Source organism: Clostridia bacterium (assembly GCA_017410375.1).
In the GTDB taxonomy this organism is placed as follows: Bacteria; Bacillota; Clostridia; order RGIG6154; family RGIG6154; genus RGIG6154.
Window position 1 is genome coordinate 1 of sequence record JAFQQW010000035.1, and the last position, 23,067, is coordinate 23,067.

22 protein-coding genes and 4 tRNA genes are annotated in these 23,067 nt (G+C 42.7%); 20 read left to right on the forward strand and 6 right to left on the reverse strand.

Annotated elements, in window-relative coordinates; all coding sequences use genetic code 11:
- The coding region (gene carB / locus IJE10_04850) for a carbamoyl-phosphate synthase large subunit (protein ID MBQ2967434.1) at window positions 1-3,050 on the forward strand (3,050 nt) is incomplete at its 5' end.
- 58 nt (window positions 3,051-3,108) lie between these two features.
- Window positions 3,109-3,759 (forward strand): HAD family hydrolase, encoded by a 651-nt coding sequence (locus tag IJE10_04855; GenBank protein MBQ2967435.1) that lies wholly within the window; start codon window positions 3,109-3,111, stop codon window positions 3,757-3,759.
- Here the strand turns inward: IJE10_04855 and IJE10_04860 are convergent.
- Together IJE10_04860 and IJE10_04865 are read right to left on the reverse strand one after the other, a co-directional pair.
- On the reverse strand, window positions 3,754-4,710 hold the full coding sequence (locus tag IJE10_04860; GenBank protein ID MBQ2967436.1) for an MBL fold metallo-hydrolase: 957 nt from the start codon (window positions 4,708-4,710) through the stop codon (window positions 3,754-3,756). The two genes, IJE10_04855 and IJE10_04860, sit on opposite strands and share 6 nt — an antisense overlap.
- A gap of 15 nt (window positions 4,711-4,725) precedes the next feature.
- The gene (locus IJE10_04865; protein MBQ2967437.1) at window positions 4,726-5,775 is read right to left on the reverse strand and encodes a hypothetical protein; all 1,050 of its coding nucleotides are present in this window, start codon (window positions 5,773-5,775) and stop codon (window positions 4,726-4,728) included.
- A gap of 146 nt (window positions 5,776-5,921) precedes the next feature.
- Between IJE10_04865 and IJE10_04870 the strand changes: the two genes are divergently transcribed.
- The 4 genes from IJE10_04870 to IJE10_04885 all read left to right on the forward strand — a co-directional run bounded on the left by IJE10_04870 (window position 5,922) and on the right by IJE10_04885 (window position 6,296).
- A tRNA-Trp gene (locus IJE10_04870) sits at window positions 5,922-5,997 on the forward strand.
- A 32-nt stretch (window positions 5,998-6,029) separates the two neighbouring features.
- Window positions 6,030-6,106 (forward strand) — tRNA-Asp (locus tag IJE10_04875).
- Between the two features lie 32 nt (window positions 6,107-6,138).
- Window positions 6,139-6,214, forward strand: a tRNA-Thr gene (locus tag IJE10_04880).
- Window positions 6,215-6,220: 6 nt separating this feature from the next.
- Window positions 6,221-6,296 (forward strand) — tRNA-Lys (locus tag IJE10_04885).
- Window positions 6,297-6,358: 62 nt separating this feature from the next.
- Here IJE10_04885 and IJE10_04890 read toward each other — a convergent pair.
- A complete protein-coding gene (locus IJE10_04890) occupies window positions 6,359-7,582 on the reverse strand; it encodes a site-specific integrase (protein ID MBQ2967438.1) in 1,224 nt (407 codons plus the stop codon).
- Between the two features lie 138 nt (window positions 7,583-7,720).
- Window positions 7,721-8,371 carry a helix-turn-helix domain-containing protein gene (locus IJE10_04895; GenBank protein ID MBQ2967439.1) on the reverse strand — a complete coding sequence of 217 codons (651 nt, stop codon included), beginning with the start codon at window positions 8,369-8,371 and terminating at the stop codon, window positions 7,721-7,723.
- A gap of 166 nt (window positions 8,372-8,537) precedes the next feature.
- On the opposite strand from IJE10_04895, the gene IJE10_04900 reads away from it, so the two are divergent.
- The 9 genes from IJE10_04900 to IJE10_04940 all read left to right on the forward strand — a co-directional run bounded on the left by IJE10_04900 (window position 8,538) and on the right by IJE10_04940 (window position 14,327).
- Window positions 8,538-8,744 carry a helix-turn-helix domain-containing protein gene (locus IJE10_04900; GenBank protein MBQ2967440.1) on the forward strand — a complete coding sequence of 69 codons (207 nt, stop codon included), beginning with the start codon at window positions 8,538-8,540 and terminating at the stop codon, window positions 8,742-8,744.
- Window positions 8,745-8,806: 62 nt separating this feature from the next.
- Window positions 8,807-9,091 carry a hypothetical protein gene (locus IJE10_04905; GenBank protein MBQ2967441.1) on the forward strand — a complete coding sequence of 95 codons (285 nt, stop codon included), beginning with the start codon at window positions 8,807-8,809 and terminating at the stop codon, window positions 9,089-9,091.
- Window positions 9,084-9,239 carry a hypothetical protein gene (locus IJE10_04910; protein ID MBQ2967442.1) on the forward strand — a complete coding sequence of 52 codons (156 nt, stop codon included), beginning with the start codon at window positions 9,084-9,086 and terminating at the stop codon, window positions 9,237-9,239. Before IJE10_04905 ends, IJE10_04910 begins: the two co-directional genes overlap by 8 nt.
- A gap of 15 nt (window positions 9,240-9,254) precedes the next feature.
- Window positions 9,255-9,473: a hypothetical protein gene (locus IJE10_04915; GenBank protein ID MBQ2967443.1), complete on the forward strand. Its 219-nt coding sequence runs from the start codon at window positions 9,255-9,257 to the stop codon at window positions 9,471-9,473.
- Between the two features lie 141 nt (window positions 9,474-9,614).
- Window positions 9,615-9,995: a hypothetical protein gene (locus IJE10_04920; GenBank protein ID MBQ2967444.1), complete on the forward strand. Its 381-nt coding sequence runs from the start codon at window positions 9,615-9,617 to the stop codon at window positions 9,993-9,995.
- A complete protein-coding gene (locus tag IJE10_04925; protein ID MBQ2967445.1) occupies window positions 9,982-11,814 on the forward strand; it encodes an AAA family ATPase in 1,833 nt (610 codons plus the stop codon). Before IJE10_04920 ends, IJE10_04925 begins: the two co-directional genes overlap by 14 nt.
- A gap of 485 nt (window positions 11,815-12,299) precedes the next feature.
- Window positions 12,300-12,659, forward strand: a complete 360-nt coding sequence (locus IJE10_04930) for a hypothetical protein (GenBank protein MBQ2967446.1) — start codon at window positions 12,300-12,302, stop codon at window positions 12,657-12,659.
- Window positions 12,652-13,458 carry a sigma-70 family RNA polymerase sigma factor gene (locus tag IJE10_04935; GenBank protein MBQ2967447.1) on the forward strand — a complete coding sequence of 269 codons (807 nt, stop codon included), beginning with the start codon at window positions 12,652-12,654 and terminating at the stop codon, window positions 13,456-13,458. Before IJE10_04930 ends, IJE10_04935 begins: the two co-directional genes overlap by 8 nt.
- A gap of 188 nt (window positions 13,459-13,646) precedes the next feature.
- Entirely contained in the window at window positions 13,647-14,327 is a 681-nt protein-coding gene (locus IJE10_04940) for a hypothetical protein (GenBank protein ID MBQ2967448.1), read from the forward strand.
- 698 nt (window positions 14,328-15,025) lie between these two features.
- Here IJE10_04940 and IJE10_04945 read toward each other — a convergent pair.
- Together IJE10_04945 and IJE10_04950 are read right to left on the reverse strand one after the other, a co-directional pair.
- Window positions 15,026-15,283: a helix-turn-helix transcriptional regulator gene (locus IJE10_04945; GenBank protein ID MBQ2967449.1), complete on the reverse strand. Its 258-nt coding sequence runs from the start codon at window positions 15,281-15,283 to the stop codon at window positions 15,026-15,028.
- Window position 15,284: 1 nt separating this feature from the next.
- A complete protein-coding gene (locus IJE10_04950; GenBank protein ID MBQ2967450.1) occupies window positions 15,285-15,545 on the reverse strand; it encodes a helix-turn-helix transcriptional regulator in 261 nt (86 codons plus the stop codon).
- Window positions 15,546-15,643: 98 nt separating this feature from the next.
- On the opposite strand from IJE10_04950, the gene IJE10_04955 reads away from it, so the two are divergent.
- The 5 genes from IJE10_04955 (at window position 15,644) to IJE10_04975 (ending at window position 22,868) form a co-directional block, all read left to right on the forward strand.
- Window positions 15,644-15,925, forward strand: coding sequence for a hypothetical protein (locus tag IJE10_04955; protein ID MBQ2967451.1), 282 nt, complete (start codon window positions 15,644-15,646; stop codon window positions 15,923-15,925).
- Window positions 15,926-16,048: 123 nt separating this feature from the next.
- A complete protein-coding gene (locus tag IJE10_04960) occupies window positions 16,049-16,726 on the forward strand; it encodes a helix-turn-helix transcriptional regulator (protein ID MBQ2967452.1) in 678 nt (225 codons plus the stop codon).
- 15 nt (window positions 16,727-16,741) lie between these two features.
- On the forward strand, window positions 16,742-19,375 hold the full coding sequence (locus tag IJE10_04965; protein MBQ2967453.1) for a hypothetical protein: 2,634 nt from the start codon (window positions 16,742-16,744) through the stop codon (window positions 19,373-19,375).
- 77 nt (window positions 19,376-19,452) lie between these two features.
- A complete protein-coding gene (locus IJE10_04970; GenBank protein ID MBQ2967454.1) occupies window positions 19,453-21,969 on the forward strand; it encodes a hypothetical protein in 2,517 nt (838 codons plus the stop codon).
- Complete coding sequence (locus IJE10_04975; protein MBQ2967455.1) at window positions 21,966-22,868, forward strand: LacI family DNA-binding transcriptional regulator; 903 nt, start codon at window positions 21,966-21,968, stop codon at window positions 22,866-22,868. The genes IJE10_04970 and IJE10_04975 overlap by 4 nt, the downstream gene beginning before the upstream one ends.
- The last annotated feature ends 199 nt before the right edge of the window (window positions 22,869-23,067 follow it).

A 23,067-nucleotide genomic window follows, 5' to 3' on the forward strand; every position in this document is an offset into this window, starting at 1 on the left:
ACTCCAACCCGGCAACCATCATGACCGACAAGCACATGGCAGATAAAATTTATATCGAGCCATTGTCCTTAGATGTCATCAAACGTATTATAATAGAAGAAAAGCCCGACAGTATTCTGTCCACTTTGGGCGGTCAGACCGGTCTTACCCTTTCCATGCAGCTGGCAAAGGAGGGCTTTTTGGAAAAGCATAACGTAAAGCTTCTCGGTGCAAACCCCGAAACCATTGACAAGGCAGAAGACCGTCAGATGTTTAAAGACACTATGGAATCCATTGACCAGCCCTGCATTCCTTCTAAGGTTGTAACCACTTTAGAGGATGCCATTGCCTTTACCGAAGAAATCGGCTTGCCGGTTATCATTCGTCCTGCATTTACCTTGGGCGGTACAGGCGGCGGTATTGCAGAAACCGATGAAGAGCTTCGCACCATCGCAAAAGGCGGTCTGATGGCATCCCCCATCAACCAGATTTTGGTTGAAAAATGTATTTCCGGTTGGAAAGAAATCGAATTTGAAGTCATCCGCGACAGCAAGGGTAATGCCATTACCGTTTGCTCCATGGAAAACTTTGACCCGGTTGGCGTGCATACCGGCGACTCTATCGTAATCGCCCCTGCCGTTTCCCTTTCCACCAAAGAATTTTCCATGCTCCGTTCTGCGGCATTGAAAATTGTAGACGCCTTAAAGGTAGAGGGTGGCTGTAACTGTCAGTTTGCTTTAAACCCCAACACCTTTGAATATGCAGTAATCGAAGTAAATCCCCGTGTTTCCCGTTCCTCTGCGCTGGCTTCTAAAGCAACCGGCTACCCCATTGCAAAGGTTGCGGCAAAAATTGCCATCGGCTATGCATTAGACGAAATCGTAAACGCGGTTACCCAGACCACCGTTGCATGCTTTGAGCCTACTGTTGACTATGTGGTTGTAAAATTCCCCAAGTGGCCCTTTGATAAGTTCGTATATGCGGAACGTAAAATCGGCACCCAGATGAAGGCTACCGGCGAAGTTATGTCCATCGGTCAGAGCTTTGAAGAAGCGCTCATGAAAGCCGTTCGCGGTGCAGAACTGGGTATCCAGGACATGAACATGCCTGCTATCGTGGAAATGTCCGACGAGCAGGTGGAAAAGGAAATTTATAACTGCAACGACCGCAGACTGTTTGTAATCTATGCGGCAATCAAGCGCGGTATTTCCATTGAAAAAATCCATGACATCACAAAAATTGATTTGTGGTTCCTGTCCAAGGTTAAAAATGTGGCAGACATGGAAGCAAAGCTTACCAACCATCTGGTGGACAAAGCGCTTTACTTGGAAGCAAAACGCATGGGCTTCCCGGACAACATCATTGAAAAGCTGTCCAAACAAAAAATTATTGAGCCGATTTATCCCGTATATAAAATGGTAGATACCTGTGCCGCAGAATTCGGCGCGGCAACACCGTACTTCTATTCTGCCTACGACACCGAAAATGAAGCGACCGAGTGCATTGATTACAATGCAGAGCCGAACAAACGCGTAATCGTATTTGGCTCCGGCCCGATTCGTATCGGTCAGGGTATTGAGTTCGACTATGCTTCGGTACATTGCGTATGGTCTTTGAAGAACAAGGGTTATGAAGTTATCATCATGAACAACAACCCCGAAACAGTTTCTACCGACTTTGACACTGCAGACCGTCTGTATTTTGAACCCATGACGGTAGAGGATGCGCTGCATGTCTGCCGTACTGAAAAGCCCGCAGGCGTTGTGGTTGCTTTCGGCGGTCAGACCGCAATCAAGCTTGCCAAGGCTTTAGAAGGGGCAGGCTACCACATTTTAGGTACCTGCAACGACAGCATTGACTTAGCAGAAGACAGAGAACGTTTTAACGATTTGTTACAGCGCTTAGATATTCCCCAGCCCAAGGGCTACACCGTATTCTCCAAGGAAAAAGCACTGGCTGCCGCTAACGAGCTGGGCTATCCGGTACTGATGCGTCCTTCTTATGTATTGGGCGGTCAGAACATGATTATTGCCCACGAGGATGCGGACATCCGCGAATATATGGACATCATTCTGTCCAATGAAATCGAAAACCCCGTTCTGATTGATAAATATCTGATGGGTATCGAAATCGAAGTTGACGCTATCTGCGATGGTGAAGATATTTTGATTCCGGGTATTATGGAACACGTAGAGCGTGCAGGTATTCATTCGGGTGACTCCATTGCGGTTTACCCTGCAAGAAACCTGTCCCAGAGAATTATTGATGTGGTAATCGACTACACCAAAAAGCTTGCGGTTTCCTTAAACACCGTGGGTTTGGTTAACATTCAGTATGTAGTATTCCAGAACAAGGTATATGTAATTGAAGTAAATCCCCGTTCCTCCAGAACGGTGCCTTACATCAGCAAGGTAACCAACATCCCCATGATTGATCTGGCAACCCGCGTAATGACCGGCGAACGCCTGAAAGATTTGGGCTACGGCACAGGTCTTTACCGTTCTGCAGACTACATTGCGGTTAAGGTTCCGGTATTCTCCTTTGAAAAACTGCATGATGTGGATACCCAGTTAGGACCTGAAATGAAGTCCACCGGTGAAGTTTTAGGTGTTGCGCCCAACTTCCACGAAGCGCTTTATAAAGGCTTATTGGCAGCGGGCTACACCATGAAGAAAAAGGGCGGCGTACTGATTACCGTCCGTGATACCGATAAAGGTGAAATTGCAGATGTGGCTAAAAAATATGCGGCTATGGGCTTTACGCTTTATGCAACCAAAGGAACTTCGGCTGTTTTAAACGAAGCAGGCATCGAAAACATTATGGTTGAAAAAATTGACGAGGGTGAAGGCAACTGCTTAGACCTTTTAAAGGAAAACAAGGTTGATTATATCATTTCCACCTCCAAAAAGGGTCGAATTCCTACCAGAAGTGCAGTTATCATGCGTCGTAAAGCGGTTGAACTTGCAATTCCCTGCTTAACTTCCATTGATACAGCCATTGCAATGGCAGACAGCCTTTGCAGCGAGTACACCTCAGAAAACGTAACTTTAGTAGACATCAATAAGATATAATACTGTATGAAAGGACTTTGCCCGTACAGCAAAGTCCTTTTATTATAAGGAGGTCTTTATGAAAAAACTATTTATTTTTGATTTGGACGGCACAATATTAGATACGGTGCACACCATCGCCTATTATGTGAACGACGCCCTGAAGCACTTTGGTTTTCCCGAAAATGAAACCGATGCGTACAAATATTTTGCGGGCAACGGTGCCACTAATTTAATACACCGTTCCTTGGCCGCACACGGCTTGGATACCGAAGATAATTTCAACAAGGTTTATCCCTATTACATGGAGCAGTATAACAAAAACACCCTTTACAAGACCGCGCATTTTAAAGGGCTTCCCGAAACCTTAAAGGCGTTAAAGGAAAAGGGCATCGCCCTTGCGGTGGTTTCCAACAAGCCCGACTCCACCGTACAACCTCTTATGCCGAAATTTTTTGAGGAAGGTCTTTTTGATTACATCTTCGGCGCAAGGGAAAATGTGCCTTTAAAACCCGACCCTGCGGCAGTAAATGAAGTCATTCGCCTTTGCGGTGTGGAAAAGCAGGATGTGGTTTATGTGGGCGACACCGGCACCGATATGCAAACAGGTAAAAATGCAGGGCTTTTTACGGTCGGCGTGCTGTGGGGCTTCCGCGACGAAGCAGAATTAAAAGAAAACGGCGCCGATGCCATTATCTGCACACCCGACGCCTTATTGTCCTTTTTATAATTTAATCCAGTCTCCAAGCTTAAGAACTTCACTGTTCTTAAGCTTATTTTTTACCATGTTAAAATGCACCTCGCTCCACATATTCTGAATGTCTCGTTTGTAATCCAGCAAATGGGATATCAATATCTTTTTTGCACCAAAGCTGTTTGCAAAATCACAAAAATTTTCCATTTCTTCCGGATGCGCATTTAGCGCGGCACCTCTTCCCAGCCATAAATGCAAAACCACAGCTTCTGTATTCGGAAATACCGCATGGGGCTTTTTGTAAGCGCGGACATCTATCGGGAATACATAATTTTTGCCCTCAAATTCTATTGCAAAGCCGTATTCCTTTACAAGCTCTGTTCTGCTGCTGTGTTCACTTTCAAAAAAACGAAGCTTCACATCTTTAAAGTCAATTTCGTCTCCCGGTTTGACAAAAACAGTGTTTTTCTTTTCTTTCCCCATGAAATCCGGCATAAAAGAAGGCATAAATTCGGATAACGCATCCACAAGCGTTGCTTCATAATGATCTCCATGGTCATGAGTAGTAATAACCGCGTCGCAGGTGCACAAAAGTTTAAATAATTCCTCTTTATCCGTCTCTCTATCTAAAAGATAGAAAACCGGATCAACGGCAATTTTAGTATTCAAAAACTTTACTATATATCCGGCGTGTCCTGTAACGCCCAGACCGCACCGGCTGATTTCAAGCATTTCTGCTACCACCTGCAGGCGGTCGCAAAAATACTTTTGGTAATTCTCCCGGGAGGCGCTTTGGCTTAAAACCTGCTCAGATGCCATCGGAAGTACGTCTGTCATCTTCTCTATACCCAATGCTTCCATATTAAAATGATCTTCTGCATACTGTATAAAGCCCTCTGCACTTTTAAAGGCTTTGTAAAAGCTTTCGGCAGTCTCGGAGGGGGCAGACTCTAAAAATTCGGATATTGCTTTTTTGTCAAATTGCACGTGCTTAAACTCCCCTCATTTGCAGAACTTTGCGTAATATTCCAGAACCGATTTGCCGAAGGCTTTGCCCATTTCTCTGCCTCGCTCTGCGGTAAATCTGTTGTCGGGCGTACCGAAATAGGTGGTTTCCAAGGTGAATGCCATGTGTCCTTTTGCCTGCACATGACTTGAAAACGTATGGTTACCCAGTTTATTCCAGCCTGTATTGGGCTTTAAATCGTTTTTGGCTTCATATTTCAGGCAATCGGGTGTAATGTTTTCCTCAAATATTTCAGCAAAGGTGTCGTAGCGGTCTACCGCCTCTAAGCAACCCTGCACAATGTAAACGTTGTCATGCTCTCCGCCCTTGTGCCAGGGAGAATGAAAATCAAACCCGAACAAAACGTCTTCTTCTGCCACAATACGTCGGATTTCAGCCGTTTCGGGATAAATGGGCGCGTTGGTCGGCACATAATCCCGATTATGGTCATGGGGCATCCTCTGCTTGCCCTGGTCTCCGTCTACTACACCGTCATAATCCATAAAGGGAACACAAACCACTTTAAAGGGCAGGGGGGTGTTCAGTAAAACCTCTAAAACGCCCTCTAAAACATAGTTGCCCGTGCTTTCGCAGGCGTGGTGACGGGCGGTTAAAAGCACCGTTTGTTCTCCTGCGCCAAAGCGATAACACGGTACACTTCTTCCCTTTTTGGTTTTGCAGAATTCTTCCGTTTTTAATTGATTTTTTGCACAAAATTCCATAAAATGCGAGGGATGATACAGCATATTATGGGCAAAATAAACCTTGTCCTCGTCTTCTTTAAAGGTATAGATAAAGCATTCACCATCCACCTGATTTAACCATTCCCAGGTTTTTAAGTCGTGGCTGACTGCAGGTCCGAAATACCCTACGCGGTTTTTTTCCATCTGAAAGGTCAAGGGCTGCCCCTGCGCGCCTTCTACGCAAAACGCCCAGTAAAACCAGTCGCCTTCGGTGTCGCGCAACTGATTTTTAAGATAAACCGTATTTCCTTCTGTTTTAACCACGGAAATGTTACCGCCTACAAAATCCTGATGAATCCGCATTGCTTTCTTCCTCCTTAAAAATCTAATTTCATTATACACCAAACGCAGAAAATGTCAATTCATAAAAAAAATAAAAAAAATGCTTGACAAGCCCCTTAAAGTGTGGTAGAATAGTAAAGCGTTCAAAAGAGATCACGCGAAAACATAGGGGTATAGCTCAGTTGGTAGAGCAGTGGTCTCCAAAACCACGTGCCGAGGGTTCGAATCCTTCTGCCCCTGCCAAAACCTTTTTTGCAAGAGGTTGAAGTTCGGATGGCCCGGTAGCTCAGTTGGTTAGAGCGCCGCCCTGTCACGGCGGAGGTCGTGGGTTCGAGTCCCATCCGGGTCGCCACCCTAACTTTTGATGGCAAACAAAAACAATATGCTGTTGTAGCTCAGTTGGTAGAGTACATCCTTGGTAAGGATGAGGTCAGCAGTTCAAGTCTGCCCAACAGCTCCAATTTTTGCACCATTAGCTCAGCTGGTAGAGCACCTGACTCTTAATCAGGGTGTCCAGGGTTCGAGTCCCTGATGGTGTACCAATAAGAAAACCGCATTACCAAAAGGTTTTGCGGTCTTTTTATATTCTTTTCAGTTTTCGGTTTTAGTGGTCTATTGCACAGTTTATTGCACAAACTGTTTTTTTATTGGCACCTGCGGCAGATGCTTTTATTGTTTCGGGCATCTTCTGAACAATCCCTGCCATTGTGTTTATTGCCATTTGCTTTGTGTCCTCGATAACATGGGTGTATGTGTTTAATGTTGTTGTGATGTTTGCATGACCGAGTACACTCGAAACGGTGGAAATCGGTACGTTGTTTTTTATCATGAACGAAGCGGCGGTGTGTCGTAACCCGTGGAACGTGACATTTTCTACCCCGTTTGCGTTTGCAAATTCTTTCCACCAATGGGTCGGGGTTTGTATATGCATTATCTTTCCGTTGTTCTGCGTAAAAATCCAGTCTTCGTTCACCCATTTGTTTCCGTACATGAATTTTATCCTACTTTGTTCTACGTTCAATTCAAGCAGTATTTTTTTGAGCATGTCCGGCAAGAACAAAATGCGTACTGATTTTTCTGTCTTAGTCTCTCCGGCTATCGTTCCTTTTCCCGTCAAGTGTGAAGCAGCACGACAGATTTTAAAGCAATTATTTGCAAAATCCACATCAGACCATTTCAACGCGACAATTTCTTGCCTACGCATACCACAAAGGATTGCGAAATAAAAAATTGCCTTGTACTTTGTTTCTTCCACGTCGACAGCTTTTGAAAGTCTTAAAATCTCCGCTTCCGTCAATGTGTTTTTTTCTACCGCTTTATACTGCGGAGTATCTACGCGTAAACAAGGATTCGTGGAAACGAAGCCCCACTTTACACCTTTGTTTATCATAGCTTTAAGCATTTTAAACACCGCGTTTTGCATCCTGCATCCGTCTACGGCATCAATTATTTTAATAATGTGTGCAGGTGTCAAAACATCCAGTTTGACTTTCTCTGCATATTTAACATGGTTTTCCCACATGGACCCATACCACTCCGCGGTCTTTCCACGCAAATTCTTTTGAATATGGTTTGTTTTCCAATACTCGAAAAGCTGACCCAAGGTTTTCGGTGTTGTTGCGTTGTGGTTAATCAAAAGACTTTCTCTTTCGTTGTAGAATTCAAGCAACATTTTCTCCGCTTCCCGATCGGAGCTACACACCACAACCTTTGACGGCTGTATTCGCTTCCCAAAATCGTCAAAGCCCAACGAGAGCCGAAGCAAATATTTATTATCCGCGAGTTTCTTCACATGACCGATAGACCGTTTTTTACTGTTTTTTGCCATAAAAAATACACTCCTTTTCAAATTATAAATTGACTTTCGGAGCGCATTGTGATATACTGTTTATGGTTTCATGTGTATATCTTGTATATACGCGCTCCATTGAGCTGTTCCCTATGGCCGTAGGGAGCAGTTCTTTTTTTATTCAAATTCTCTGATTGATAATTTTGGGATGCCCAGTATTCGGCAACGTTCCAAGTCTGCCCCCTCGACTAATCGTGGAAAAAACTCAGGATTTAAGGGAACTAAGCGCATCCAATCTTCACCGTTTACAAATTCGACTTTTTTTAAGGTGGCATTTTCATCCTCATACAAAACAACGCCGATATCACCGGAACGGTTAAGTGTTGTTTGCTTTAATATCAAAACTATATCGCCGTCATGAAATAACGGATACATACTATTTCCTTTTACGGTCAGCACGAAAAACTCGTCTTGTCTACGTCCCTTTAGGTATCTTGTAGGTATATCCACGGTTTCGCCTGACCAGTCCTCTGTGGCAACCATATCAAATCCTGCTGCTATTTCTCCAAGCACCGGGAATGTCACAAAATCCTCTGTTATGTTTGGGGGGAGTAGTTTATTTTCCACGTCATCCCATCCCATTAAATAAGCAGGCGTAGTATTTAAAACCCTTGCAAGAGGTTCTAACACGGTGACGGGTAGGTGCATAATATCATCACTTTCATATCTGTAGACGGTAGCACGGTTTTTGCCGAGCCGTTTCGCCACATCTTCAATTGATAAATCGAGTTCTTTTCTTCTTTGTTTTATTCTTTCGCCAATAGTCATTTTACTCACCTCATAAAGAGTATAGCATGATTGTTGCAAAAATGCAACATTTTTTTTGAATTTGAGATAAAATTCGCATAATTTGCGAAAAAACGATTGACTTTAAGTGAATGGTATGATATTATTATTGTGTCGCATGGCGTGCGAACAAGAAAGGAGTGATAGTATGCCGAATGTAAAAAAGTTACGTGGAAGGATTGTTGAAAGCGGTTACACCATTGAAAGTATTGCTAAAGAAATCGGTATCAACCGAGCAACTATGTACCGCAAACTAAGCGAAAATGCGGAAACTTTTTCTGTTAAAGAAGCGGTTTTGATTAGCAAAAAGCTGTCTTTAAATGAACAGGATATTAGTGATATTTTTTTTGCTTAGAATGTCGCATGCTATGCGACTTTTTGAAAGGTACGATGCTGTATGAAAGGAGCAAACCAAACATGAAACCAAACCAAAAGTCTTTTGTAACTGCAAGTCGGTTACAAACCGAAGAAAACGGAATCCGCATGGAAAGATTATCACGCAAAGAAGCTGCCGAGTTCATAGGCTGTAGTTTATCAAAACTATACTCTTTGGAGATATCGGGGAAACTTACTGGCACTTATTACCAAATAGGCAACCGCAAGCTGTACATACCTGAGAAGCTCAAAAAGTGGGCTGAAAACGGTGGAGAGTTTCAAAGAATCCCCGATGATGTGGAAAAGAAAGAGGTGCCGTATGCTTGATTTTTTACTTTGTGAAGCGGTGTTTATATTCTTACCGCTTGTTGGATTATTCTGCGTAGGCGAATACGTGGAAAAGAAAAAGCCCGGTTTAATCGAAAAGGTCGGTCGGTTCTTCGGGATTGATATAGCCGGCATGGATGAAGAATGAAAGAGAGGAAAGACATTGTACAAACAAATACCGAGTTTTACCAAAGAGGACTTTTTAGAGAGTGAAAAGCCGTACCGTTTTATTTTAGACAATGCGGAAAATGAGTTTCGAAAATTGCAAATGGTATCGGTAATGTCTGACAAAGCTTTAAAGGTTGGTGTGAAAAACTTTAAAAAGCTGTTTTTTGCGTATGAGCTTGTAGTTGAAAAAACAAACATTGTAAGTAAAAACTAAAACATGAAAAACGAAGCACGGAAAAAGAAAAAGGAGCAAATGCCTGTGTACACGACATCTGCCCCAAAAGCAAACATATATGAATTTATATGTGTATTATACCACTTTTTCCTGCTATTGTCAAGAAAAGAGGTAAAAAATATGTATGAAATAAAAAATGTAGCTTTTCCAAGTTATTTGTTCCACGGAAAAAACAAGGATGATTTCTTTGTACATGAGGTACAAGACAATTTGTGCAATCCGAGATTTTTTCCGGGTGATGTTGTTCTGATTGAGAGAGTAAACGAATTGGAAAAAGGCATGGAATATGCTGTTGTTCTGATAGGTGGTTTCCCACAATTAGTAAAATTGGACTACGATGAAGAACATAAAGAGTATATTTTCGCTTATAAACCTGCGCAGGCGGCTGATTTTTGCCATGAAACACACAGCAAAAAGCCATGTGTAATAGGGGCTGTGCGGTATCTTATTCGAAAATTTGAAAAGGAAAGCGCGGGAGAGGTGGAAAATGACACTGAATGATATTTTACAACAATTGCATAATGTGTCAGGGAACGGCAAACAGTATTCTGCAAAATGCCCGGCGCATGATGATAACCACGCGAGCTTAAGCGTATCAGCAGGTGAAAAGGGTGTTGTTCTGAACTGTCACGCAGGCTGTACCGTGGAACAAATAACCGCTTCTTTAGGCTTAACCGCTTCGGATTTGTTTTATTCTTCCACGTCAAACGGAAACAACAGCACCGCTTCAGCTATCGAATACATATACCGCGACATGGACGGAAAGCCCGTAGCAAAGAAAATCCGCTACCCAAACAAAGCTTTTTGTTGGATGCACATAAACAAGTCGGGCGAATGGGAAAAGGGCAACGGTGGGCGAAAATTGCCCTTGTATCATCAATACGAATGTCAAAAGTGTAATGAGCTTTATATTGTTGAGGGCGAAAAGGACGTGGACACACTACACAGCATAAAAAAAGCGGCTGTGTCTTTGCCAAACGGTGCCAAAAGCAGTTGGTGCAATGCCTATACTGATTACTTTGAGGGCAAAAACATTGCGATTATCCCCGACAATGACGAGCCGGGCAGAAAATTCGCCCGAATGATTGCGGACAAGCTTGCAGATATTGCTACCGTGCGTATTGTAGATTTGTCTTTGCTCTGGGAAGATATCCCCGAAAAAGCGGATATAACGGACTACGTTGTTCAATTCGGCGCAGATAGCTTTAAAAGGGTGTCAGAGCTTGCGAGGGAAACAGAACCTATAAAGCACAAAAAGCGGTTGATTTCTTTAGCTAATGTGGAAGCAACGCAAACGCAATGGCTGTGGTATCCTTATATCCCGAAAGGCAAAATAACGTTGATGACCGCTGACCCGGGGACGGGGAAAACGTATTTTTGTTTGTATTTGACCGCAACGGTGTCAACCGGGAGACCATTTTTTGGAGAGACGGAAGGTAGAGAACCGGGCAAAGTTATCTATCAGACTGCCGAGGACGGCTATGCAGATACAATTGTTCCACGTTTACAACCTATGGAGCCAAACTTTGAAAACGTCTTTTTTGCGGATGAAAGCGAAAAACAGTTGGAATTTATGGACGAAGAACTTGAAAGTATTGTAAAAGAAGCCAAGCCCGATTTAATTATTTTTGACCCTTTGCAAGCTTATTTGGGTATGGACGTTGATATGCACCGCGCAAACCAAGTGCGACCTATAATGTCAAAAGTGATAAACATAGCAGAAAAATATAATGTTGCGGTTATCTTTATTATGCATAATTCCAAAATGGGACAGAATCAGGCGTTATATCGTGCGTTGGGGACAATTGACATTCCGGCAGCAGCTCGCAGTATGCTCATTATGGGAAAAGACCCGGAGGATGACAAACAAAAACTTTTGTGCCAAGAAAAGTCGAGCCTTGCACCGCATGGCAAAACTATCATGTTCCACATAGACCCGTCCAAGGGCGGTATTGTGTTTGACGGTTTTTCTGATTATAAAGCAGATGATATTCTAAACCCTCACCAAAAAACGCGGAACAAGCCAAGTGCAACCAAGGACGAAGTAAAAGAGGCTTTGCTTGAAATGTTGCGGAAGGGTGAAGGTTCCGCTTCTATGGATGAGATAGAAAGTTTGCGCGTTTACTCAGGTTGGAGCAAAAGCACTCTTTACAATGCAAAAGAAGAATTGAAACTGCAACGTGTTCAGATAGGCTACTCGAAAAACAAAAAAACATGGTGGCTGTTGCCGAATATGGATGTAAATCAATTCCGAAACACGCATCACGTCACAAATGACGAGTGTATAGATAACGTGGAAGATAAACCGCTCTTACCTTGATTTTCTTATTTTGGAAACATGAGGAACAGAGAACAATAAAAAGTGTGTTTTTCTCTCCATGATTTTATCTTCTCTAAGGACAATATTTTATTTTGGAAACATGATACAAACCTTTTATTTATGCGGACTGTACATGTTTCCACGGGTACTTTCTTATTTTGGAAACATGAAAAAAGGCTGTTTTTTTGTACGTCTCCATGTTTCCAAGCGTGGAAATATGATTACGCCCTTTATTCAAGCCATTTCCACCATAATTCCAAAATAACTTTTATTGTCCTTATAGAATGTGTGTTTTTTCCACGTCAAGCGGTACGGATGTCGTGCGGAAAATACCGATAAATATACACACTAATACCAACAAAAGTATATCACATTACGCGGAAAACGAATTTAAGCTTGAAGAAAGCTATGGAGATTTGTTTTTTTCCACGTTCTGCTTCTCGATACTGCAATATCGAGAGCGAAAAAGAAAGGGGGTGATAGAAATGGCAAACGAAAAGAATTTAAGACGTTTAAGCACGAGGGAAGCACGAGAAATTGGCAGAAAAGGCGGTGAAAAGTCGGTGAAAGTGCGCAGAGAAAAAAAGATGCTGTACAGCATAATAAACAAATTTCTTGACAGCGATATTGAAAAATATCCTCAAATTAGGAAGTTGGCATCAAAGGTGGGGATTGACGAGAAGGAAAGCGTTAAATACCTTTTTACATTTGTTGGCTTGCTGAATAGTTTGGAAAAGGCAGATTTGAAAGAGTTGGAAACATTGATGCGGATATTAGGCGAAAAAACTGGAAATGATTCGTACGGAAAAATCGAAGCACTTGTGAAAGGATTGCTAAATGACTAACGAAGAGCTGGCTATAAAAATAGGTCAGGGCGAATCGGAACACATGGAACAGCTGTACAAGCAATGCAAAAGGCTGTTGGATATGGAAGCGGACAAATACTTTCGGCAACACTCCACCTTGTGCCAACACCGTGGAGTGGAAGCCGAGGACTTAAAAGCGGTAACCTTCTTTGCGTTGCATGAAGCGGTACAAGCCTATTGCAATAGCGATAAACAGTACAGCTTCAATTCATACTTAAAATATCCGCTTCAGAACACGTTTAATTCCACGGTTGGCTTGCGTACCAAGCGCGACCAAAACGACCCACTAAACCTATGCCTTAGTCTTAACGCACCGCTTCCCGGTACAGACGAAGAACTGGAGCTGCAGGACATAATCACAGACAGCACCGCAGAAATGACCGCAGACGTTGACTTTCAAGCAACCGTGCAAGGAGTGTTCCCTTTGGTAAAAGACGTCTTAGGGACGGAAAAACAACGTCAGTACTATATAATCGAACAGATGTACAAGCATGAAAAGACCGCGCGACAGATTGCGGAAGAACGCGGAACAACACAAAATACAGTTTATCAAGATGTGCGTACTGCGTTCCGCTTCTTGCGAAGAAACAACCGTATCAGGATGTATGCTGATGATGTCATCGGCTGTACATACAAACGTTCCGGCTTTTTCAGTTTCAAGAATAACAGACAAAGCTGTGTAGAATGGGCTGTTATGAAACTGGAAGAAAAGGAAGGAAAGAGGTGTAAAAATGCGAATAAGGGACAAGCCCTAAAAAGTGAACACGAAAAGAAATAATCAAGAAAGAGAGGTGATTTTTTTGCGAATTATTGGACGGTCTTTTGTTGGTGACAGGGAGTTTTGTATTTTGCAAGTGCAACACGCAACCCCGACCGGGTATGAAATTCAAGACCAGGACAAACGGGCAGAATACGAAGCTTATAAGGCAGAGTATGAAAAAAAATTAAAGAAAGGAAATGAAAACAATGAAAGTAAACCATGAAACCACTAAAAATGCAATGCTTGAAATTATAAGCATTTTGAAACTGTGGGCAAAATATGTAAACAATTATATTGACGAAAGAGTAAAGGTGTTGGAAAATCAGAACATTTCCGACATTTTCAAACAAGAGCAGCTCAACGGATTGCGCACTTCTTACATAAACAAACATGTAGAATATAAAGAACGCGTTTCAAAGCAGATTGAAAAAATCGCTGAAGCGGAAGAAATCAACGAAAGCATTCTTGATTTTGATGTTCCGCAGTTTAACGAGATTTTCAAACTGATTGAGGTTACAAAAGGCAAAATCCCTGCAGAAACTTTGGAGCTTATCAAAGAAAACTTTGCCGGGTACCGCCAGGCGTTGCTTGCGCTCGATGCTGTTTTTCTGCATTACGGTGTAGACTTGAAAGCAGATGCCGTGTTTAAAGAACACATATATCATGTAAATGTATTTACGGATGTATTATATGACAAAGCACAAAGCATGGAACTGTCCGAAGATTCCATTTTGTTGCATTTAAAATCTTATCACGCTGACCTTATGCATCTGGCAGAGCTTCTTGGTATCTGTTTTGATGAAGATGTCAAAACTTTCGATGCAGGCATCAGCGATGAAATTCAAGAAAAAATGGCACGCCAAGCTATGGGCTTACCTATCGAATAATGTTGCTTTAGACATCCTTCATTTTTGAATCCCTTTGTTTTTATATATTTACCACCGCAAAAACATCCTTGCGGTGGACTTTTTTTGTTTCCACGTCACTTTCATAAATTCAGATGCTTTTTATACTAAAGTTCGTGGAAGTTCGGACATAAAAAGAAATGTATTGCACACTTTATTGCACAGCTTTTGTGCAATTTCATACATAATCATAAAACTATATATATGATATTTGGCTAAATAAAGCCGTTTGTACACTTGTAAATATATTGGCAAAACTTACTTTTTAAGTCTCTTAATCAGGGTGTCCAGGGTTCGAGTCCCTGATGGTGTACCAAAAAAAGAAGATACCATTTGGTATCTTCTTTTTTTGCGTACACCGGAAGGGGCGTAGTCCCTGATGGCGCGAATCGTAAAAAAACAGTCCGGGGGACTGTTTTTTAGATTCGGGGCGCCGCGACCAAAATTGCGCCCTCGGCAAGGGCAAGCAATTTTGTGTGTCGCAAGAGGACTTCGCTTAAACATTGCACAACCTAAAAGACGCGTGAATTTTGGCGCCACGGGCTGTGTTCACAGACGGCAGTTGCATGAACACAGGGTACCACAAGATAAGTGATACCCGAAATCTTCGATTTCGTCGGCAGAAGTTATGCGTGGGAGCGTAGCGAATAGCTGGGCGGAAAACATTAAAAAAGCGCCTGTCAAAGAACAGGCGTTTCTTTTTCGTATAATTCTTCAATTTTAACACCAAGAATTTTAGCAATCACATAGATTTCCTTATCTGTGACACTTCTTAATTGCCCCTCAAGCTTTGAATAGCTTGCCGGATTAATATCACACCCTAAAATTTGCATTTGCGCAATAAAATCTTTTTGTTTGATACCCTTGTTTTTCCGCATCCGTTCAATATTTCTGCCCACAAGATTCTTATCGCCGTAAGTTTGCTTTCTTATCTTCATTTTAACTTCTTGTTTTCTCTCTTTGTACCGGTATACCTTTAAAGAATTCGTGATAGTCCACGCCAAAGATTTGACGTAGCCCAACCAGATCGCTTACAAATATATTGCCTTTTCCCATTTCGATTAACGAATAGGTGCTTCTTGTAATGGGAGAACCTAAAACCTGCAATTTTGCGACTGTCTGTTCCTGCGTTAAGCCTTTTTGCTTTCGGATGCGCTTAAGGTTTTCAGCAAATGTTTTATCTGTATTTACTTTTTGCATATACATCTTCTCCTTTGCTTATACCTGTAAGTTTTTCTTGATTATATCATTGATTTATGATATAATTGCTTATACCTATATGCAAAGGAGATAAAATTATGCAAAATTATGAACAGATTTTAGGACTGGCGCTTTCCAATGCCGATGCTTTAAACACGCTTTCGGGGCTGATGCAAAAAATCAACTTACTGACCGACGAGCTTGCAGGTATTAACTTAGAGGAAATTGACTTAAACTCGGATACTGCATCCCATTTTCTGCAAACCGCCAAAATCAAAGCGGATACGGTGCGCCATTTTGTTTTGCCCGCACTGGAGCTTACCGAAAAGGTCTCATCCAACGCAAACAAGCTTTTTGAAGACTTAAAAGCAATGGAATAAGCTAAAACACCTCTCGCAAAAGCGAGCGGTGTTTTTGTTTTATAAAAATTAAAACTTGACAAACGGTGGAAAATTATGTATAATAGAACATGTACTAAACATATACTAAAGAGGTGACGAAACATGATTCACAGCATCATTGAGCGACACGATAAATTAACGCCCCTGACCGAAACCGAAATCAAAATTGTGGCAACGGCGGCAAAGCTGTTTTTAGAGCAGGGCTTTTCGGCGACCACACACAGACAGATTGCAAAGGAAGCAGGCATCGGGCTTGGCACGCTTACCTACCATTACAGAGCAAAGGAGGATTTGCTTCATATCTTAATGGAAGAGCTGATGGATTATCATCTCGACATTATAGAGGCTGCGACCGAACAGAAACAGGACAATCTGTTTGCTTATGCAACCGAAATCACCATGCAGATTGCCCTTTGCGAAACCAACAAAATGGCATGGGATTTATATCATGCGGCATATACACACCCGACCACCTTTGCGTATATCAAGGATTGGGCATCCAAAAAAGCGCATCACTTACTTTGCGATATTACAAATTTGCAGGAATCGGATTTTAAAAATCTTGAACATATTACAAGCGGAATCGAGCTTGCCGCGTTACTGACCGCCTGCGACAGATATTTTACGTTGGAGGATAAAATCAGACTGACCTTAGATTCCATGATGAAGATATATGATATTCCCGCACCGTTACGGGAAGAAACCATCGAAAAAGTGCTGGCTACAGATTATGAACAGCTGGCACAGGACATGTTTGCACGGTTTGTTGCAAGATTATAAGAAGGGAGCAGATTTATGAAAAAGATAATTGGAATATTTTTAACACTTACCTTGGTTCTTGCGCTTTTGCCCGCGAGCAGAATCGCGGTACAGGCAAGCAGTTTTATACACGATAGCCATACAAAAATACAATTTGAAATTTATAATCTCACACACACCAATATGTATAACGAAACTACTTCCGACCCTATTAAATATCCGGATATTAAAAGCTACAAGCTGGAAAAAACGGCAAACGGACAATTTACACTGGAGTACAGCGTTTCCTTACCTTACAAGTCGATTTATTTAGAGGACCACACCGCTACCATAACAGATACGGTTACCATAGAAAACATCGACTGTGCGAAGTACTTTGAACTTATCCTTACCCGTGAAATAGAGAACCCCAATGAGGAAGGCAGCTACTGGAACTATGAACTGAATATTGAAAGAGGCGCTGAACACTGTTATTCTGCACCAAAAGACAATTACGACGGTACACACACCAAGGTTTGCTATATTTCGGATGACCACGTCGAAACAAGTGAACACGATTATTCTACCCCTGCAACCTGTATCACAAAAAAGACCTGTGGCTGCGGTGCCACAGCCGGACTTCCTTTGGGGCATGACGTTGCACCTGCAGAATACAATAAACCGAGTGCCTGCATACGATGCGGTGTGACAGACTTAAATGAAGCAGTTTCTCAGGTTCTTTCGGGCAGAGAAGTACGGTTGCCCACAGAAAAAATAACCAATATGCTTGGCGTAACATACCCCATAACCTGGTCGGTTGTCAATGCAGGCAACACGGGCGCGACCATACAGGACAATACTTTAAGGTCTGTCAGTCCCGGAACAGCAATCATCCGTGCAACCACAACCGATGTAACCAAAGACTATCTTGTGTTCTTTTCCCCCGTGCAGAACATCGATGTGGGAGACGGCAGATATACCCTTTCCCAAGAAAGCAATACTGTAATAAAAGTAGAATTTCAGGGCGGTTACAAGACAGTGCCTTCCACTGTGCCTTTTGAAATAACGGGAACACACAGCTCCTATGAACAAAACGGAGACCTCAGAAATCCGCTCATTACCGTAGAAAGCGGTACCATGAATATCGTCCTTAAAAATGTGAATGTTTACAAGTTCGGAACGGTTATCGAAATTAAGCCCGGCGCAACGGTCAAGCTGATTTTAGTCGGGGACAATTCCCTGTATGCAGACAATAACGGTGCAGCCATTCGTTTATCCAAAGGCGCAAACCTCACCATTGAAGGAACGGGTAGCTTAACTGCCTTTTCGGATGGCTATAATGCAGGCATCGGCGAATATATGACCGGCGAATGCGGAAACCTCACCATCAACAGCGGCACCATTACTGCCTCGGGCAACACCGGTATCGGCGGTACGCGTACCGGAAGCGGCGGTAACATTACCATTAACGGCGGTATTGTAAATGCAACCGGTCACTGGGGCGCAGGTATCGGCGGTGGCGGCGGTTCGTATGAACAAAGCGGTCACGGCGGAAATATCGTCATCAACGGCGGTATTGTAAACGCCACAAGCACCTGGGGTGCAGGCATTGGCGGTGGAGGTGTGTTCAGCGAATCCGATCTATACATCGGCAAAGGCGGTGACGGTGGCAACATTACCATCAACGGCGGTACGGTTACAGCATCTTCAACCCACGAGCATGGCGGTGCGGGCATCGGCGGTGGCGGCGGCTATTACGGCGGTGGCGGTAATGGCGGTAATGTTATCATAAACGGCGGAAACATTAAAGTTTCTTCTGCCGGCGGTATGCCCATCGGTAAAGGCTTTAACGGTGAAAGCGACGGCACTCTGAAAGATGCAAACGGAAACGAACTCGCGTTAAAAACTGTTACCTTACAAGGATCGGAACAGACTTCTATGGTAGCGGATATAAAAAACAACGAAACGTCACTTTCTTATGGTTTAACCGATATGCAAACCCTTGATAATAATAAATTATATCTGTATTTGCCTGAAACAGAGGCCGTAACCGAGGTGAAAGCAAGCGGTATCATTTACAGCGGTACTTCCGAGGATGGTACATTAACAGCCTCCCACACCCACACTTTAAATTTCTCTGCTTCAGATAATTACATACACATAATATGTACCGCAGAAAACTGTCCTTTCTACGACCTGGGAAGCCTTGAGCTTTGTGCACCTTCTGACCTTGCTTATAAAGGCGACAGAAAATTTGCAACCATAAACAACACGAGTGTTCTCCCTCTCAATCCGGTTATTGTTTATACGCAAAACGGAGAAGAATTGGAGGAAGCACCCAAAGAGCCGGGAACATACGTTGCTTCAGTTACCTTAGGTGATGCGAAAGCCAGCATAGAATTTACCATTGGAGACAAGAAAAAAACCCACTTTTTTTCTTATGACGAAGAAAGCGGAAAAGCAATTGTGCATATTGCAGAGCCGGGCACATACACCCTTTTCTTTGCGGATTATGGCGAAAACGGTTTAAATGCCGTACACAGAATTCCCATGGAAATTCGTTCTGAAATGGTTGGCAATATTCCTTTGGACAATGTTTTCGGAACGACCCTTTCCACCGGAGACAGGCTTATGCTCTGGAGTGAAATAACAAAAATGGCACCTAAATGTGAACCTTTTGTAATCCAATAATTTTAAACCACCGTGTGGGTTGACACGGTGGTTTTTTCTGATATATAATGAAAAAAACATATCAGGAGGAAAATGGTATGAAATATGTTGGCGAGAATACAAAAGAAATTTCGTTCCCTTTAGGCGGAATCGGAACGGGCTGTATCGGACTTTCGGGCAACGGCAGCCTTATTGACTGGGAAATTTTTAACCGCCCTTCCAAGGGAAGCATCAACGGTCACTCCCATTTTGCGGTACGCGCCATTGACGGCGACAAGATTACGCCAATCGTATTAAACGGTGATATTCAAAGTAGTCTTATGGGGCAATACAGTCAAAGCTATTATCGCGGATACGGCTATGGACCTTTTTTCCAGAGCATGTGCGGATTTCCGCATTTTAAATCGGTAGAATTCAACGGAGAATTTCCCGTGGCATCTCTTGCCTTTAAGGACGGAGATTTTCCTGCAAGCATCAACATGGTTGCCTTTAATCCGTTCATTCCGACCGATGCCGAAAATTCCGGTATTCCCGGTGGATTTTTTGAAATTTCCATAAAAAATACCACCGATAAAACCTTAAAATATCAGGTTGCCTTGTCGGTACAGAATCCTTTTGAACAGTCTTTGAATAAGACTGAAAGCAAAGACGGACTGCATGCCATAACCCTTTATAACGACGGTGCGGAAAAAGACAGCACCGCTTACGGAGATTTGAGTATTGCAACCGATTGTGAAACAGCCTACACCCAGACTTACTGGTACAGAGGCGGTTGGAACGACGGCATTGTTTCTTTCTGGAACGATTTTTCGCAAAAGAAGGATTTTAACGAAAGAATTTATGACGAATGCGGAAAATATGATCATGCAACCCTGGTCGCTGCGCTTACCATCGAGCCAAACACCACCAAAAGTGCAAAATTTATCCTTTCCTGGAATGTACCCAACAACTACAATTACTGGGAAGAAAAGGATATACCCGGAATCAGAAAAACCTGGAAAAATTATTATGCAACCGTTTTTAAAAATTCTTATGAAACGGCTTTGTACGCGTTTAAAAACTGGGATGATTTATACAGTCGTACCATGCAGTTTAAAAACACCTTACACGGGTCTACTTTACCGAAAGAAGTGATTGATGCAGCTTCCTCTAACCTTGCGGTTTTAAAATCGCCCACCGTTTTGCGTCTGGAGGACGGTTCTTTTTACGGCTGGGAGGGTGTACACGAAAAGGCAGGCTCCTGCGAGGGCACCTGTCAGCATGTGTGGAACTATGCTTATGCCCTGTGCTTTTTATTTCCCGAACTGGAACGCTCTATCCGCGATTTAGAATTTAAATACAGCACCGATGCAGACGGTAAAATGGGCTTTCGCATGCTGCTTCCGTTAGGCAGAGAGGTCAACCAATTCAGAGCCTGCGTGGACGGACAGATGGGTACTGTCATCAAATGCTACCGCGAATGGAAAATTTCGGGCAATAATAAATGGCTGAAAGAAAACTTTGAAAATATCAAGAAGGTTTTGGAATATGCCTGGAGTGACAAAAATCCCGACGGCTGGGATTTGGATAAAGACGGCATTTTAGAGGGAAGACAGCATCACACACTGGACATGGAGCTGTTCGGACCTTCCTCCTGGTTGGAGGGTATGTACCTTCTGGCACTGAAAGCCGCAGCCGAAATGGCAGAATTCTTAGGCGAAACCGAAAAGGCAAAGGAATATATATCCCTTTTTGAAAACGGATACAAATATACCAAAGAAAATCTGTTTAACGGCAAATATTTTATACAAAAAGTGAATTTAGGAGATGAAGAAATCCTCAAAAAATACGGTGCGGAGGATTATTGGAACAAAGAAGCTAAGCAAATTAAATATCAGATCGGTGAAGGCTCTTCCATTGACCAGATGCTTGCCCAATGGCATGCAGACATTATAGGCTTAGGTGATATTTATGACAAAAACCAGGTGGACATTGCCCTTTCTGAAATGATGAAAAACAATTTTAAAGAAAGCATGCGTCACCACACAAATCCCTGGCGAATTTATTCCTTAAATGATGAGGCAGGCTCTGTGATTTGTGCGTATCCGAATCATACCCAAAAGCCTGCCATCCCCGTGGCCTATTGCGAAGAAACCATGACGGGTTTTGAGTATTCCTTTGCAGGACTTTTGCTCTCCCGCGGTAAAACAGAGGACGGATTCAAAGCGGTGAAAGCGGTTCGTGACCGATTTGACGGAAAAAAGAGAAATCCATGGAACGAATTCGAATGCGGCAGCAACTATGCCCGGTCCATGGCAAGCTTTGCCCTTTTGCCTCTTCTTTCGGGCTTTGAATTTGATATGCCTCATAAATATATCGGATTTAATCCGTATAGCAAAGACAATTTCAAATGTCTGTGGAGCTTGGCAGATGGCTGGGGTAATTTTGAAGTGCAAAAAAATAAAGTAACCATTTCGGTTTATGGCACAATGACCCTTTCTTCATTGGGATTAAAATTCTGCGAATCGGTAAAAGAACTTAAAATTGACGGCAAAAGTATTGATTTCCAATTTGAAAATGGTATAATTAAATTTAAAGAAACAACCATTTCAAAATGTCTGGAGATTACAGTATGAAAAATCTTGAAATCACCACTGCACAAATTGCAAAGATTTGTGATGTTTCCCAGGGCACGGTGGACAGAGCGTTAAACAACCGCCCCGATATCAACGCCGAAACCAAACAGAAAATTCTGGACGTGGCAAAGCAGTACGGCTATCGGGAAACGGTCCGTACGGGAGGTAACAAGCTCTCAGGACAGGTGGGAATCATTGTTTTTAATCTGCAGAACGAATATTTCGCAGAGCTGATTACCGAATTGGAATATGCGTTGCGTGAAGAGAATTTAGGCACAATCGTGATGATGAGCCATTACGATCCGCAATACGAAATTGAATGCATCCGCAATTTATACAACATGGGTGTAAAGGGGATTGTTTTGTGCAGTGTAAACAACGGCAGTACCTTTGAAAACTATTTAAAGCTGTTTGACATTCCGATTGTAACGGTAGGCAACAAAATCACTTCTCTTCCGTATGTGGGGATAAACGATTCGGCTGCCATGCAGGAAATGACCGAAAAGGTTTTAAAAGAAACCCCTGAAAACATCCTTTATTTTTCCCCGGCACTCCGCTATACCAACGCCCACGCACAACGGGCGCGGTATGAGGGCTTTCTGCGTGCCATCGGTAATAAAAATTTTACCGTTGTGACAGATATTGCAGAAATAAAATCTTCCTACGAAACACAGACAACCGTGATTTGCTCCACCGACTACTATGCGCTTCAGGTTTACTATAAAACGAGAGGTGTAAAAATTGTCGGGTTTGACAACATCAAAGCGTTAGACAAATACAAAATTGCCATTGATTCGGTGGATTATTCCATGTGCCAAATTGCCAACAGTGCTGTAGATATCATCAAACACAATAAAAGAAAAGATGTCATCATTCCGCATACGATTATTAAACGATAATTTCAATCAAAGGGAATGTAAAAAAAGTCCGGATCGCAAAAACGCGAGTATAAAGGCGAACAAAGTTTGTACAAACTTACAAGAACGACACCAAATGAAGAAAACACGCAAAGTTTTGCGTGTTTTCTTTTGATAAATGCGTTTTTGCTATGAACAAACTTCGCCTCTCGACGTACCTTTGTACGCCTTCGGGTAACCC

What these genes read in the sequence shown, in the direction of transcription:
- IJE10_04855 (MBQ2967435.1), top strand. Translation starts at nt 3,109, where the DNA reads ATGAAAAAACTATTTATTTTTGATTTGGACGGCACAATATTAGATACG.
- IJE10_04900 (MBQ2967440.1), top strand. Translation starts at nt 8,538, where the DNA reads ATGCCGAATGTAAAAAAGTTACGTGGAAGGATTGTTGAAAGCGGTTAC.
- IJE10_04890 (MBQ2967438.1), bottom strand. Translation starts at nt 7,582, where the DNA reads ATGGCAAAAAACAGTAAAAAACGGTCTATCGGTCATGTGAAGAAACTC.
- IJE10_04970 (MBQ2967454.1), top strand. Translation starts at nt 19,453, where the DNA reads ATGAAATATGTTGGCGAGAATACAAAAGAAATTTCGTTCCCTTTAGGC.
- IJE10_04965 (MBQ2967453.1), top strand. Translation starts at nt 16,742, where the DNA reads ATGAAAAAGATAATTGGAATATTTTTAACACTTACCTTGGTTCTTGCG.
- IJE10_04920 (MBQ2967444.1), top strand. Translation starts at nt 9,615, where the DNA reads ATGTATGAAATAAAAAATGTAGCTTTTCCAAGTTATTTGTTCCACGGA.
- IJE10_04935 (MBQ2967447.1), top strand. Translation starts at nt 12,652, where the DNA reads ATGACTAACGAAGAGCTGGCTATAAAAATAGGTCAGGGCGAATCGGAA.
- IJE10_04950 (MBQ2967450.1), bottom strand. Translation starts at nt 15,545, where the DNA reads ATGCAAAAAGTAAATACAGATAAAACATTTGCTGAAAACCTTAAGCGC.
- IJE10_04895 (MBQ2967439.1), bottom strand. Translation starts at nt 8,371, where the DNA reads ATGACTATTGGCGAAAGAATAAAACAAAGAAGAAAAGAACTCGATTTA.
- IJE10_04940 (MBQ2967448.1), top strand. Translation starts at nt 13,647, where the DNA reads ATGAAAGTAAACCATGAAACCACTAAAAATGCAATGCTTGAAATTATA.
- IJE10_04930 (MBQ2967446.1), top strand. Translation starts at nt 12,300, where the DNA reads ATGGCAAACGAAAAGAATTTAAGACGTTTAAGCACGAGGGAAGCACGA.
- IJE10_04945 (MBQ2967449.1), bottom strand. Translation starts at nt 15,283, where the DNA reads ATGAAGATAAGAAAGCAAACTTACGGCGATAAGAATCTTGTGGGCAGA.
- IJE10_04955 (MBQ2967451.1), top strand. Translation starts at nt 15,644, where the DNA reads ATGCAAAATTATGAACAGATTTTAGGACTGGCGCTTTCCAATGCCGAT.
- IJE10_04925 (MBQ2967445.1), top strand. Translation starts at nt 9,982, where the DNA reads ATGACACTGAATGATATTTTACAACAATTGCATAATGTGTCAGGGAAC.
- IJE10_04865 (MBQ2967437.1), bottom strand. Translation starts at nt 5,775, where the DNA reads ATGCGGATTCATCAGGATTTTGTAGGCGGTAACATTTCCGTGGTTAAA.
- IJE10_04975 (MBQ2967455.1), top strand. Translation starts at nt 21,966, where the DNA reads ATGAAAAATCTTGAAATCACCACTGCACAAATTGCAAAGATTTGTGAT.
- IJE10_04910 (MBQ2967442.1), top strand. Translation starts at nt 9,084, where the DNA reads ATGCTTGATTTTTTACTTTGTGAAGCGGTGTTTATATTCTTACCGCTT.
- IJE10_04960 (MBQ2967452.1), top strand. Translation starts at nt 16,049, where the DNA reads ATGATTCACAGCATCATTGAGCGACACGATAAATTAACGCCCCTGACC.
- IJE10_04905 (MBQ2967441.1), top strand. Translation starts at nt 8,807, where the DNA reads ATGAAACCAAACCAAAAGTCTTTTGTAACTGCAAGTCGGTTACAAACC.